Annotated in this window: 12 protein-coding genes and 1 pseudogene; 6 read left to right on the top strand and 7 right to left on the bottom strand. The window is 65.6% G+C overall.

Features of this window, described 5'->3' with window-relative positions:
- Nucleotides 1-15: 15 nt before the first annotated feature.
- The 4 genes from lon to BST13_RS26660 form a co-directional block, all read right to left on the bottom strand.
- A complete protein-coding gene (gene lon, locus BST13_RS26675) occupies nt 16-2,337 on the bottom strand; it encodes an endopeptidase La (protein WP_083167339.1) in 2,322 nt (773 codons plus the stop codon).
- Nucleotides 2,338-2,374: 37 nt separating this feature from the next.
- Entirely contained in the window at nt 2,375-3,004 is a 630-nt protein-coding gene (locus tag BST13_RS26670) for a VC0807 family protein (RefSeq protein WP_245839811.1), read from the bottom strand.
- 111 nt (nt 3,005-3,115) lie between these two features.
- On the bottom strand, nt 3,116-3,391 hold the full coding sequence (locus BST13_RS26665; protein WP_083167336.1) for a hypothetical protein: 276 nt from the start codon (nt 3,389-3,391) through the stop codon (nt 3,116-3,118).
- Between the two features lie 127 nt (nt 3,392-3,518).
- Nucleotides 3,519-5,858, bottom strand: coding sequence for an arylsulfatase (locus tag BST13_RS26660; RefSeq protein ID WP_211296189.1), 2,340 nt, complete (start codon nt 5,856-5,858; stop codon nt 3,519-3,521).
- 155 nt (nt 5,859-6,013) lie between these two features.
- On the opposite strand from BST13_RS26660, the gene BST13_RS26655 reads away from it, so the two are divergent.
- Nucleotides 6,014-7,039, top strand: coding sequence for an AraC family transcriptional regulator (locus tag BST13_RS26655; RefSeq protein ID WP_083167334.1), 1,026 nt, complete (start codon nt 6,014-6,016; stop codon nt 7,037-7,039).
- On the opposite strand, the gene BST13_RS26650 is transcribed toward BST13_RS26655, so the two are convergent.
- Nucleotides 7,016-7,582, bottom strand: coding sequence for a cupin domain-containing protein (locus BST13_RS26650; protein WP_083167331.1), 567 nt, complete (start codon nt 7,580-7,582; stop codon nt 7,016-7,018). The genes BST13_RS26655 and BST13_RS26650 overlap by 24 nt on opposite strands.
- Before the next feature lie 128 nt (nt 7,583-7,710).
- Nucleotides 7,711-8,490 (bottom strand): bestrophin-like domain, encoded by a 780-nt coding sequence (locus tag BST13_RS26645; protein ID WP_083167329.1) that lies wholly within the window; start codon nt 8,488-8,490, stop codon nt 7,711-7,713.
- Nucleotides 8,491-8,680: 190 nt separating this feature from the next.
- On the opposite strand from BST13_RS26645, the gene BST13_RS26640 reads away from it, so the two are divergent.
- Entirely contained in the window at nt 8,681-8,959 is a 279-nt protein-coding gene (locus tag BST13_RS26640; protein WP_083167326.1) for a hypothetical protein, read from the top strand.
- 27 nt (nt 8,960-8,986) lie between these two features.
- On the opposite strand, the gene BST13_RS26635 is transcribed toward BST13_RS26640, so the two are convergent.
- Nucleotides 8,987-9,697, bottom strand: coding sequence for a response regulator transcription factor (locus BST13_RS26635; RefSeq protein ID WP_083167324.1), 711 nt, complete (start codon nt 9,695-9,697; stop codon nt 8,987-8,989).
- A 192-nt stretch (nt 9,698-9,889) separates the two neighbouring features.
- Here BST13_RS26635 and BST13_RS26630 point away from each other — a divergent pair, with 192 nt between their 5' ends.
- From BST13_RS26630 to BST13_RS38370, 4 genes and pseudogenes are all read left to right on the top strand, one after another.
- Nucleotides 9,890-10,258: a SpoIIAA family protein gene (locus BST13_RS26630; protein WP_083167321.1), complete on the top strand. Its 369-nt coding sequence runs from the start codon at nt 9,890-9,892 to the stop codon at nt 10,256-10,258.
- A 13-nt stretch (nt 10,259-10,271) separates the two neighbouring features.
- A complete protein-coding gene (locus BST13_RS26625; RefSeq protein WP_083167319.1) occupies nt 10,272-10,919 on the top strand; it encodes a TIGR03085 family metal-binding protein in 648 nt (215 codons plus the stop codon).
- A gap of 105 nt (nt 10,920-11,024) precedes the next feature.
- Nucleotides 11,025-12,470: a DHA2 family efflux MFS transporter permease subunit gene (locus tag BST13_RS26620; protein WP_083167316.1), complete on the top strand. Its 1,446-nt coding sequence runs from the start codon at nt 11,025-11,027 to the stop codon at nt 12,468-12,470.
- Nucleotides 12,471-12,525: 55 nt separating this feature from the next.
- A pseudogene (locus tag BST13_RS38370) lies at nt 12,526-12,645 on the top strand (NADP-dependent oxidoreductase); the annotation flags it as partial.
- Nucleotides 12,646-12,768: the final 123 nt, after the last annotated feature.

Genomic DNA, 12,768 nt, shown 5'->3' with positions numbered 1-12,768 from the left:
CCCGCACACTCGTCATCAGGCGGCGGCCGTCGCGACCTGCTCGGCCGGCTCCAGCGCCTGCGCGGCTATGTCGGCCACGTCGGTCATCGGCTTGACCTCCAACGCCTCCAACACTTCCGCGGGCACGTCGTCGAGATCGGGCTCGTTGCGGATCGGGATGAAGACCGTCTTGAGCCCGGCCCGTTGCGCCGCAAGCAGTTTCTGCTTCACGCCACCGATCGGCAGCACCCGGCCGTTCAGCGTGACCTCGCCGGTCATGCCGACGTCGCCGCGCACCTGGCGCCCGGTTGCCATCGACACCAGAGCCGTGACCATCGTGACACCGGCCGACGGGCCGTCCTTGGGCACCGCGCCGGCGGGCACGTGCACGTGGATCTGGCGGTCCAGTGCCTTGGGATCCACACCCAATTCCGAAGCGTGGGCCCGCACGTAGGACAGCGCGATCTGCGCGGACTCCTTCATCACGTCGCCCAGCTGACCCGTCAGCTTCAGCCCCGGCTCCCCATCGTTGGCGTTGGCCTCGATGTAGAGCACGTCGCCGCCCAGGCCAGTGACGGCCAGGCCGGTCGCCACTCCGGGCACCGCAGTGCGCTCGCTGGATTCCGGCGTGAACCGCGGACGGCCCAGGTAGTCAACGAGATCCGGCTCTTCGATCACGATCGGCGCGTCGGTCGAGTCGAGCTTCGTTGTGACCTTGCGCAGCGCCTTGGCCAGCAACCGCTCGAACTGCCGCACGCCCGGCTCGCGGGTGTAGTCCGCGGCGATCTTGCGCAGGGCGGCGTCGGTCACCGACACCTCGTCGGCCGTCAGGGCCGCGCGTTCGGCCTGCCGGGGGAGCAGGTAGTCGCGCGCGATGGCGACCTTGTCGTCCTCGGTGTAGCCGTCGAGCTGGATCAACTCCATGCGGTCCAGCAGGGCGGACGGGATGTTCTCGATGACGTTGGCCGTCGCCAGAAACACCACGTCGGACAGATCCAGATCCAACTCCAGGTAGTGGTCGCGGAACGTGTGGTTCTGCGCCGGGTCCAGCACCTCGAGCAGCGCGGCCGATGGATCGCCCCGGTAGTCGGAGCCCACCTTGTCGATCTCGTCCAGCAGCACAACGGGATTCATCGAACCCGCCTCGCCGATGGCCCGCACGATACGACCGGGCAGCGCACCGACGTAGGTGCGCCGATGGCCACGGATCTCGGCTTCGTCACGCACGCCGCCCAGGGCGACACGCACGAACTTGCGGCCCAGCGCGCGGGCGACGGACTCACCGAGCGAGGTCTTGCCGACCCCGGGCGGGCCGGCCAGCACCATCACGGCACCCGAACCACGGCCTCCGACGACGGCCATGCCACGCTGAGCGCGACGGGCCCGTACGGCCAGGTACTCCACGATGCGGTCTTTGACGTCGTCGAGCCCGTGGTGGTCGGCGTCCAGGATCTCGCGGGCCCCCTTGAGGTCCGTCGAATCCTCGGTCTTGACGTTCCACGGCAGGTCCAGCACGGTGTCGAGCCAAGTGCGGATCCAGCCGCCCTCAGGGCTCTGGTCGCTGGAGCGCTCCAGCTTGCCGACCTCGCGCAGCGCGGCTTCGCGCACCTTCTCGGGCAGGTCGGCGGCTTCGACGCGGGCCCGGTAATCATCGGACCCTTCGGGTTCGCCTTCACCAAGTTCCTTGCGGATGGCGGCCAACTGCTGGCGCAGCAGGAATTCCTTCTGCTGCTTGTCCATGCCCGAGCGCACATCCTCGGCGATCTTGTCGTTGACCTCGACCTCGGCCAGGTGCTCGCCGGTCCACTCGATCAGGGCCTGAAGCCGCTCCGCCACGTCGGCGGTTTCCAGCAGCTGACGCTTCTGCACGTCGGTCAGGTACGACGCGTAGCCGGCGGTGTCGGCCAGCGCCGAGGGGTCGGTGATCTTGTTGACCACGTCGACGATCTGCCACGCCTCGCGGCGCTGCAGCATCGCCAGCAGCAGTTTCTTGTATTCGGCGGCCAGCGCCTTGACGGAGTCGTTCGCCGGGTCTTCACCGACCTCCTCGACGAAGACCCACAGTGCGGCGCCGGGGCCGGTGGTGCCGGATCCGATGTGGGCGCGACGTTCACCGCGGACGACGGCGGCTGCGCCGCCCCCGGGCACGCGACCCACCTGCACGATCGACGCGATCACGCCGTGGGTCGGGTAGCGGTCGTCCAGGCGTGGCGCGATCAGCAGTTTGCCGGATTCGCTCGCTTGAGCTGCATCGACAGCCGCGCGGGCAGCGTCGTCGAGCCCGATCGGCACTACCATGCCCGGCAGCAGGATCGGTTCTTGGACGAACAGCACCGGCACAGATATTTGTTCGGACATCAAACCTCCAAAGTTCAGTCTGATGCGCTCAACTCTCTCAGGCGGCGGTTTGTTCCCGCAAGTCATCCCATCTGGCCCTGGCCCGCTTGGCCATCACGATCGTCACGACCATCAGCAGCGCGGTGAACGCCAGCGAAACGACCGTGTTCACACCGTTCGCGACGTCGACGGACAGCGAAAAAATGATCGCCAAACTGATCAGCGTCCCGACCAGCAATCCGATGCCCCACATCGCTGAGAGCGAAACATTGACCCGCCGTTTGAACTCGGCCTCGCCGGGCTCGGGATTCGCGTCGGAGATCACCCCTACCCGCTCGGCGACGATCTGGGTCAGCGGTGTGCCGATGAAGCAGCTGCCCAGGAACACGACCGCGCCGATGCCTCCGACGAGGGTGTTGCCCACCATCAGCATCCGGGCGTCCGAGGTTGCCAGGCCGACCGCGAGGCTCAGGCCGAAATTCAGCATCAGGTACCCCGCGAACGGATCGAGGCGACGGGCCTTGATCGCGTCGTAGGAAACCTTGATCCCCGCGAGCACGGTGGCCGTCAGCAGTGCCACGTATTCCGACACCCCCGCCGCGCGCAGCCCGTAGTAGGCGAGCAGGGGCGGGGCGACATCGAGCAGGATGCCCCGCATGACGGGGCGCAGTGAGTGATCTTGGCTCACCACCGTGAAGATATGGCCATTTCCTGTGAACGACCTGTGGGTGCTGGTCGACCCGCAGACGCATTCGGCCGGGACAGGCATGCCTGTCCCGGCCGAGCACTCATCCGACGGTTAGCAGGGGTCTCCCGGCGGCGTGAAATAGGGGACGCCTTCGACTGTGTAGCACGGGATTTCGCCTGGCACGTACGGAACGTGGGCTGCGGCGATGGCCGCGCCGGTGGCTACGTCACCGGCGATGTCGGTGCAGCCACCGGCAGAGAAGTGCCGACCCCCGGCGCCTGCGCAGACGTCCGCGCTTGCACTCGGGGCGACCACCAGTGGGGTGCCCGCAAGAGTCGCGCCAGTGACGGCAGCGGCCGCCAGTAGCGTCGCTGTGCGTTTCTTCATCGGTTATCTCCTTGTGACTGTGGATATTTGGGGACTGGGCAGCTGCCGGCAACCTGTTTGCAGCACGGCACAATTGACGACCCCGCTGTCGCCGGTGGCGGCAGCGGGATCGGCGGGTTCGGCGACTCTAGGTGTAGGCGACGTGCACGCGGTGGATGCGTCCTTCGAACGGGAACGGCGCACGTTCGCGGTAGTCCAGCGACACCGGTGAGCCAAGGCAGGTGCCGATGTCGAGGCAGTCGTTGGCGGTGAACAGCAATGGTGCGCTGATCGGGACCTGTCCGGCGGCGACTGTTTCACCGTTGCGCGCGACGGTGACGTCGAGTGGGCCGGCCGGGCGTAGTTCGGCGTACTGGGTGGTGACCGTGATGGTGGCGCGGCCCGGCGGCACCTTCTCCGCCGTGCGGATCTTGGTGCGTGACAAGATGAACAGGTTGTACTCGTAGCAGAGGTAGCCCTCGTCCAGATAGAGGGTCAACCCGCCCGCCGCGGCGCCGAGCGCGTACAGCACGCCGTTGGCGTTGGCGGGAATGTCCGCGTCGATGGTGACGACGTTGTTCTTGTTGCCAAGTGCGGGAGCGCAGAACTCAGGCATGCGCACGGTGTCGCCCGAGAACTCCCATTCCCGGTACGGCGGTGCGATGCGCAACTCGGGGTGGTAGACCGGCACCCACAGGCCACCGCCGACGGGCAGCACCGCATTACGGGCTGCTTCGACCATGAACATCTCCCGCATCTGCGCCAGCTTCTCGGGCATCTGGTCGGCGAGATCGTGCGCCTGTGACCAGTCTTCGTCGAGGTGGTACAACTCCCACGTGTCGTTGTCAGGGGTCCAGGTGGCGATACCCGGCGGCTGGCCGGGCACCCACGGCAACCGGGGCCCGCGAGCCGAGGCCATCCACCCGTCGTGGTAGATGCCTCGACTGCCCATGACTTCGAAATACTGGGTCTTCTTGCCGCCAGCGGCATTTCGGTCGGCGAGGGTTCGCGCGAAACTCGCACCCGCGAGCGGCATCTGCGGTTCGCCGTTGACCACCCGGGGCGGCTCGATGCCGACGACGTCATAGATGGTCGGCACCACATCGTTGCAATGCAGGAACACATCGCGCGGCGCAGCCTCGGCGGTGACCTTGGCCGGCCACCGCACCGCCATCGGATTGCGGGTACCACCCAGGTGCGACGCGAGCAGCTTCATCCCCTTGTACGGGGTGCTGCCTGCCCACGCCCACGCCGCGTGGTACTGGTTGTCGACCAGCGGCGAGCCGAGGACGTCCAGGCCACCGAGTTCTTCGAGCGCATCGATGTGCTGACGTACGGTGGTGGGAATCCCGTTCTGCGCCAACAGTTCGGCGATGGTGCCGTTCTGGCCTTCGCCCGACGAACCGTTGTCGCCCCAGATGTAGAAGAACAGGGTGTTGTCGGCGTAGCCCAGCGCTTCGAGCTCATCGGCGATCCGGCCGACCTGGACGTCGACGTGCTCGGCATACCCGGCAGCGACCTCCATCAGGCGGCGCTGGAACGGCTTCTCATCCTCGGGGATGTCATCCCAGGCCGCCATGGCCTCGTCGCGGGGGGTCAGCTCGCAGTCCTGGGGGATCCACCCCTTGTCCTTGGCGCGTTCGAACACGCGCTGCCGGTAGGCATCCCAGCCGTCGTCGAACTTGCCCGCGTACTTGTCGGCCCATTCCTTCATGATGTGGTGCGGCCCGTGCAGGCAGCCGCTGGCCCAATACATGAAGAACGGCTTGTCGGCGTTGAATGCCTTGTGCCGGTGCAGCCAGGAGATCGCGTCGTCGGCGAGATCCTCGGACAGGTGGTAACCCTCTTCCGGCGTCTTGGGCGGGGCGACGACGGTCGTGTTGCGCACCAGGTTCGGCTCGTACTGCGAGGCCTCACCGGCGAGGAAGCCGTAGAAATACTCGAAACCCAGGCCGGTGGGCCAGTTGTCGAACGGGCCGGCAGCCGTGGTCTCCTCCGCCGGGGTGTTGTGCCACTTCCCGAACGCAGAGGTTGTGTAGCCGTACTGCTTGAGCACTTCGGCAACCGTCGCGGAGGACCGCGGGATCTTGCCGGCGTACCCGTCCCAGTCATTGGCCAGCTCGGCGATCTGACCGTTGCCGATCTCGTGATGGTTGCGGCCGGTCAGCAACGAGGCCCGCGTCGGTGAGCACATCGCCGTGGTGTGAAAGCGGTTGTAAGAGACGCCTTCTCCGCAGATCCGGTCGAGCGTCGCCGTGGTCACCTCACCCCCGAACGTCGACGGCAAACCGGGGCCTGCGTCGTCGATGAGGACGATGACGATGTTGGGGGAGTTCGCGTGCAGGCGCTTGGGCGCCTGCCGTGGACTGTAGGTCGACTCCTGCAACGTGCGGCCGGCGATGCTGCCGGATCCGACGGGCGGGAACGGCAAGACCCCGCCTCCGGGTAGAACCGGCGCCACCAACTGATCACCCTGCACGTCAGACACCGTGCCCCTCTCCTCGATAGGAACCTTGGCCTGTGCAGCCGGCCACTGACTGGGCAAGCCGCGCAGCCGACTCATCCCGACCCGGGCATCTACTGTGCAGCAAACCACAGGCTGCCGTCTTGACAGTCCAGGACAAATCTTTGACAGTCTGGGACATGGCTGTGATTCGCGGGACCGCGCTCACGAACTTTCATCAGCTTGTTACCGAATTGGGCGGAAACAGCCGCACTCTCGTAGCAGCCGCACACATTCCCTACGACGACGTCGGTCGCCACGACCGGTTCATCTCGCTGCCCAATGGGGCCGGGATGCTCGAAGACGCTGCCGCCGCCCTCGACACCCCTGATTTCGGGCGGCGTCTGGCGCTCCGCCAAGGCATCGAAATCCTCGGGCCGGTCGGGCTCGCGGGGCGCAACGCCGGGACCGTGGCCGAGGCGTTCTTGATTTTCGACAAGTTCATGGCCGCCTACAGCCCGTCGATCGCCGCGCGGATGACCACGCACCTCGATCCGGAGCTACGGCGATTCGAATTCGAGTACCTCCTCGACCCAGCCCCACCGCAAGCGCAGGCCATCGAACTCTCGTTGGGAGTCACCTTGAAAGTCCTGCGCCTGTTCCTCGGCCTGGACTACCGGCCCGTCGCGGTACATCTGCCGCATCCCGCACTGACGCCTGCCGACGACTACCAGAGCTATTTCGGTTGCCCGCCGAGCTTTTCCGAACCGGTTGCGGGGTTCACGCTGCGCACGTCCGACCTGCAACGTCCGCTGCCGACCGATCAGGTGGCCCACCAGACCGCGGTCGACTATCTGGCCCAGGTGATCGGCGAGTTCGGCCCGGCCACCAGTCAGTTGGTGCGCACCCTGGTGCGGCAACTCCTGCCGACCGGCGCGGTCGGGTTGGCCGACATCGCTCGCCATGTCGGTGTCCATCCCAAAACCCTGCAGCGGCGGCTGGCCGCCGAGCAGGCGACGTTCGGCGAGTTGGTCGACCAGACGCGCCGCGATACCGCCCAGCGTCTGCTGCTCGATACCGATCTCGGTCTCGATCAGTTGTGCCGGCAGCTGGGCTACGCCGAGCAGAGTGTGTTGACCCGGTCGTGCAGACGCTGGTTCGGCATGACGCCCACCGCCTATCGCAACACGCGGGTTTCGTCGTCACGACGACGGTCGTTTGAGTAGCAGCAGTGAGTGGTTGATCTTCTTGAAGTTGGCGAAGGTGTCGGCGGGCACGCCGAACACGGCGCCAAGGACTGCCGGCGGCAGCGCGCTGATGGTGGCGCCAATTCCGATGTCGTCCTTGGCTTCCGGCGTGCTGGCGTTGAAGATGATGACGATGTCCATGTCGACATCGCCCTTGTTCTCGAAGTAGTGGAACGAACCCTGCGGTGCGAAGACGACGTCGCCCGGGTGTTGGTCGAACGACTCGCTGTGTCCCATGACGTCCAGAAGCGTCCAGGTGGCGACACCGGAGGTGACGATGTTGAGCTCCCACGCGCTGGGATGCCAATGGGGTTCGCGGATTCCACCGGGCTGCAGCTTCAGCAACGCCAGGCTGGCCTCTTGGCCGCGCAGTATCGGGAAGTTGTCTTCATGGGCCTGGCGCAACGTTCCGCCGTCGAATACCAACGGATCTGCCGCGCTGAGGTGGAACAGGTGGGAAGCGGTGTTGTCGAGTTCGGCCGGTATACGGGGATTGCCGAACCGGGAGGCATCGTCCGTCATCGCAGGAATCCCTCGGTAGCTGGGTGTCGCAACTGGTCGACGCGTCGCATCGTAACCCCGAGGCGGGGTGGGCAACAGCAGAACGGGCTTCGCCGAATCAGCGAAAGCTATTGATACACAGGAAAATTTCAGCTTCCGCGATCGACGAGGTCGAACACCTCGACCGCATGGGAAAACGGTTGCGGGGTCACCCCTGCCGGACCGAAGGGGTGGTCGAGCACCAGGATGACGTACAGCAACAGGGCCAGGAGCACGGTGACAGTGCTGACCAGGAGCATGTGGAACCGGTCATTCGCCAGCCGCATGAAGCTGGTCAGCGTGATCAGGACGAGCCCGCCGAAGATCAAGGCGCACCACAGGAGTCGTGGAACGCGTCGCTGGGAGTCCAAGATGCGTGCGCTGCGGTCCGACGCCAGCGTGGTCAGCTCGCTGAGGAACTGTTGGTTGATCGGGGGCGCAGCGGCACCGGGAGGTTGAGTGCCGACGATGCGGTACAGCTGGGTCAGGGCGGCCCGGCCGTTGTTGGTGATGTCACCGAATTCCGCCTTGCCCCATTCCGGACCCTGTGTCGCGGCGGCGTATCTGCGCAACTGCTCGCGAACTTGAGATTGCTCGAGCTGCGGCATCGCCACGGTCTGGCGGTACAGCGTGGTCAATGTCGCGGCTTCGTTGGAGACATTGGTCTCAGCGGTGAGGTACTGCTGCCACCCGACGACGACGGTGAAGCCGAGCAGGGCCCCGTACACGAGCCCTACAACGGTGAGGAATGGCGACAATATCGAGTTGTGCTCTGGGCCGTTGTCTGTGACCCGGCGGGCCAGCAGAACGCTGCCGACTGCGACACCGATGGCAACAGCGACGACGCCGGCCAACACCAGCCACGCTCCGATCACACCAAGATCGCCCATAGCTAAACAAGCATGCAGCAACCTCGAGCCGGTGCCAACGAAAAACCTAAAATCGTTGCTGCCGTTAATAAAAGCGCTTCTCCTGGCAATCTGTTGCTGACTTTGCGAACAGGCAGCAAACAGCCTCGGTCACGTGTTAGCTTTCGCCCGCCAGAACCGTCAGTCGGGGCTCGCATATGAGGAGTCTGCCGTGAAACTACGAGATCTCGTGGCTGCCGCCGCCGTCGCAGGCACATTGGGTTCGGGTGCCGTGATGGTCGGCAGCCCCACGGCCCACGCCGACCATCCCCTGTGGGACTGCGGCGGCTATCCCGCCGACATCTGCGCGAACTTCCCATGGAACGCGCACGCCGGCGACGTCGGTTGGGGCGGTGACGGTCCGCCGCCCGCCGAGTTCAACGAGGGCCGGTTCGCCGGGTGCGACTGGAACTGGTGGTGTATCCGCGATCGCATCCGCGATGACAACTGACGCTCGACGCGGTATGGCCGGCTCGGGTCACAGCACTGCGTCGACCATCGGTGAACCGCTGTGTGCCGAGGCCGGAGAGTTGATGCGGTAACCGAAGCCGCGGACCGTCTGAATCGTGTTGGTGCCGAACGGAAGGTCGATCTTGCGGCGCAGGTATCCGATGTAGATCTCGACGGTGTTGTCACCGCCGGTCTGGTTGGCCCAGACGTTCTCCCGGATCTCCGATTTGGTGACGACGGCATCCTTGTTGCGCATCAGGAACTCGAGGAGACCGTATTCGCGGGGCGTCAGGTCGATCGCCGTGGACTCGCGTTCGACGATTCGTCGCGCCGGATCCAGCGACAGGTTGCCCGCGGTCAGGACCACCGGTCGGCGTGGCGCACCACGACGGATCAGTGCCCGCAGTCGCGCCACCAGAATGGTGAATGAGAACGGCTTTGTCAGGTAGTCGTCGGCACCCAGGTCGAAGGCCTTGACCTGAGCGTCGTCCTCATCCTTGGCCGTCAGTACCAAAACCGGCGTCCACACCTGCTGCGCGCGCATTCGTCGCAGCATCTCGTAGCCGTCGAGGCCGGGCAGCATGATGTCGAGGAGGATGGCATCGTATTCGTGGGCCGTCGCCTGCCTCATCCCGTCGGTCCCGGTGCTCGCGTGAACCACGACGTAACCCTCGGCTTGCAGGCCTCTGCACAAGGCACCGGCGAGCCGTTGCTCGTCCTCGACGATAAGGACCTTCATACCCGTGGCTTTCCGTTGCAGGGCCGGTTGGCGATCCCCTGAAGAAATCGGTGCCCATCAGGGTGACAAGGACTCGCTGTGAGAACGCTGAGTTTTGCGTGCGGCGATGCTCGCATGGGACCTTGTGCTCTTTCCCGGTCGGGCAGTTGGCAGGACGATGGCGATTGGTAGGGGCGAGGTGAGGAGCGCAAGATGCTCGACTGCACATTGGACAAAGAGAACGCGATCGTCGTCGTACGTCCGGAGTCGCCGCTCGACCGGAACGACTTCGTCGAACTCGGCAAGCTGGTGGACCCCCAGATCGAGGCGGGCGGTGATCTGGCGGGCCTGATCATCGATGCGGCCAGGTTTCCCGGCTGGGATAGTTTCGGCGCGCTGGTCACGCACATCCGATTCATTCATGAGCATCACAAGCACGTGAAGAAGATTGCGGTGGTGACCGATTCGCGCCTCGGGGACTTCGCGGAGCATCTGGCAGCGCACTTCGTGTCAGCCGAGATCCGCAAGTTCCATGCTGGTGATGTCGTAGAAGCGCAACGATGGATTACCGGCGAGGCGTAGCGGTCGGGCCGATATGCCGGACAGTCCGCTTGACGAGCAGGAACGTCGCGCACTGTGCCATCTTCTCGACGCTCTGGGGCCCGACGCACCCACGCTGATCGAGGGCTGGAGCGCCAAGGACCTCACGGCTCATCTCCTGGTCCGTGAGCGCGATCCTCTTGCCGGACCATGCATGGTGCTGCCGGGGCCGTTTCATGGGTTCGCCGAGCGGCGCATGAAGCGGTTGGCGCGAGAGCGGGATTTTGGGTGGCTTGTCCATCGCCTGCGGTCAGGTCCGCCCCGCGGGGTGTTCCGCCTCGGATGGGTCCGGTCTTTAGCCAATCTGAACGAGTTCTTCGTCCACCACGAGGATCTGCGCAGAGCCAACGGTTTTCAGCCTCGTGACGCCCTGCCGCCGGAACTGCAGCTCGCGTTGTGGCGAAACGCCTGCCGCAGCGGCCGGTACCTGAGCCGCCGGTTGGATGGGTTCGGGTTGCAGCTGGTGTGGCCGGGCCCGGGCGGTCAGGCTGTGGTGCGCCCCGGGGACCTGACCGCACGACTCAGCGGGCAGCCGGGTGAACTGCTCCTATATCTGTTCGGCCGCCGAGACTGCGCGCGGGTTGAGGTGACCGGGCCTGCGGAGGTCGTCGCGGCAGTAGGTCGGGCGCACTTCGGGATGTGAGTGCGTGCGGTGCGCGCGGCGCATTCCGGCGCAAAACTCGTTTCCCTGCGCGTGGTGGTCACACCTACTCTGGTTAGCCGCACAAACCAAGTACAGGGGAGGGACATGACGACGGGCCCGAGCACCGGGGCGATCACGACGCGGCCGCGTGCCCAGTCGAGCGCGAACGTCATCATCGGGCTGCTGGTCGGCTCGGCGTTCGTGATGATCCTCAACGAGACGATCATGAGCGTCGCGCTGCCCGCCCTGATCGTCGACCTGAACATCGCGGCCAGCACGGCGCAATGGCTCACCAGCGGCTTTCTGCTGACCATGGCCGTCGTCATTCCCATGTCGGGATCGCTGCTGCAGCGATTCCCGGTGCGCCGGATCTACCTGGTGTCGATGACGCTGTTCTGCACCGGCACGCTTGTGGCCGCCCTGGCGCCCGGTTTCGCCGTCCTGCTCGCAGGGCGGATCGTGCAGGCCTGCGGTACCGCCGTGATGATGCCGTTGCTGATGACGACGGTCATGACCTTGATTCCCGCTGACCGGCGCGGTCAGATGATGGGCACCATCTCGATCGTCATCGCGGTCGCGCCAGCGATCGGGCCAACCTTGTCGGGATTCATCCTGGGCTCGCTCGACTGGCGCTGGATGTTCTGGATCGTGCTGCCCATCGCGTTGGTCGCGCTCGCTGCCGGGCTCGCGTGGCTGCGGGTCGACGACGAGCGTCAAGACCCGACCCCGATCGACGTCATCTCCGTGCCGTTGTCCGCGATCGCGTTCGCGGGCTTGGTGTTCGGCCTCTCCCTGCTCGGTGAAGCCGCGCACGGTCGCCAAGCGGTACCGGCCTGGTTGCCGATGACGGTCGGCGCAGTGGCGATGGTGCTCTTCGGTGCCCGGCAGGTCCAGCTCCAGCGCCGCGACCGCGCATTTCTGGACTTGCGGCCGTTCACCTATCGGCGGTTCTCGGTTTCGCTGGGTCTGGTGATCCTCGGCTTCATGGGGTTGTTCGGCGCGATCATCATGGTGCCGCTCTACGTGCAGGACGTGTTGCGACAGAGCGCGTTGGTGGCCGGCTTGGCGACACTGCCGGGCGGGTTGCTGATGGGCCTGGCCGGCCCGCTTGTGGGCCGGGCCTACGACCGCCATGGTGCGCGGGTGCTCGTGGTGCCGGGATCGCTGATGCTGAGTGCGTCGTTGTGGGGGTTCACCACGTTGTCGGCGGTATCACCGGTCTGGCAGCTGGTCGCCCTGCAAACAGTCATGATGGTCGGGCTTTCGATGATGTTCACGCCGCTGATGACCGACGCACTCGGGGTGCTGCCCGACCGGTTCTACTCGCACGGCAGCGCCATCCTCACGACACTGCAGCAGGTCGCGGGTGCGGCGGGGACCGCGTTGTTCGTCACGGTCATGACCAAGGCGTCGCAGTCGGGCGGGGCGCCGGATCTGCCCGGTGTGCACTCGGCGTTCACGGTGGCCGCGATGATCAGCGTCATAGCCGTGGTCGCGGCGTTTTTCACCGCGGCTCGGCCGAGCCCAGCAGGCGGCACCCCGACGCACTGACGCCAGGGCAGGCCCCGTGGGGAATGTTTCGGGGCGCCGGCTGGTCGTAGGGAAGATGAGTAGAGCAGTCCAATTCGATGAATACGGCGGGGTCGACGTTCTGCAGGTTCGTGACGTGCCGCGCCCTGTTCCGGCTGACGGTGAAGTGCTCGTCGAGATCAAGGCCGAAGGTCTCTAGCGGTTCAACTGTTGTTGTTGTGTTTTCCAGCTGGACGACACGGTGCATCGGGGTTTGTGGCGTTATTGTCCGCTGGTGTCAGGGGAGGCGTGGTGGCAGGTATTTTGGGCCGAATCTGGT

Source organism: Mycobacterium aquaticum (assembly GCF_002086485.1).
GTDB classification, from domain to species: Bacteria; Actinomycetota; Actinomycetes; order Mycobacteriales; family Mycobacteriaceae; genus Mycobacterium; species Mycobacterium aquaticum.
Note: the sequence above shows the minus strand (reverse complement) of the source record. Positions and strands in the feature narration are given on the sequence as shown.

Coding starts and splice junctions, on each gene's coding strand:
- lon (WP_083167339.1), bottom strand. CDS start 2,337: ATGTCCGAACAAATATCTGTGCCGGTGCTGTTCGTCCAAGAACCGATC.
- BST13_RS26620 (WP_083167316.1), top strand. CDS start 11,025: ATGACGACGGGCCCGAGCACCGGGGCGATCACGACGCGGCCGCGTGCC.
- BST13_RS26650 (WP_083167331.1), bottom strand. CDS start 7,582: ATGACGGACGATGCCTCCCGGTTCGGCAATCCCCGTATACCGGCCGAA.
- BST13_RS26645 (WP_083167329.1), bottom strand. CDS start 8,490: ATGGGCGATCTTGGTGTGATCGGAGCGTGGCTGGTGTTGGCCGGCGTC.
- BST13_RS26635 (WP_083167324.1), bottom strand. CDS start 9,697: ATGAAGGTCCTTATCGTCGAGGACGAGCAACGGCTCGCCGGTGCCTTG.
- BST13_RS26655 (WP_083167334.1), top strand. CDS start 6,014: ATGGCTGTGATTCGCGGGACCGCGCTCACGAACTTTCATCAGCTTGTT.
- BST13_RS26665 (WP_083167336.1), bottom strand. CDS start 3,391: ATGAAGAAACGCACAGCGACGCTACTGGCGGCCGCTGCCGTCACTGGC.
- BST13_RS26630 (WP_083167321.1), top strand. CDS start 9,890: ATGCTCGACTGCACATTGGACAAAGAGAACGCGATCGTCGTCGTACGT.
- BST13_RS26625 (WP_083167319.1), top strand. CDS start 10,272: ATGCCGGACAGTCCGCTTGACGAGCAGGAACGTCGCGCACTGTGCCAT.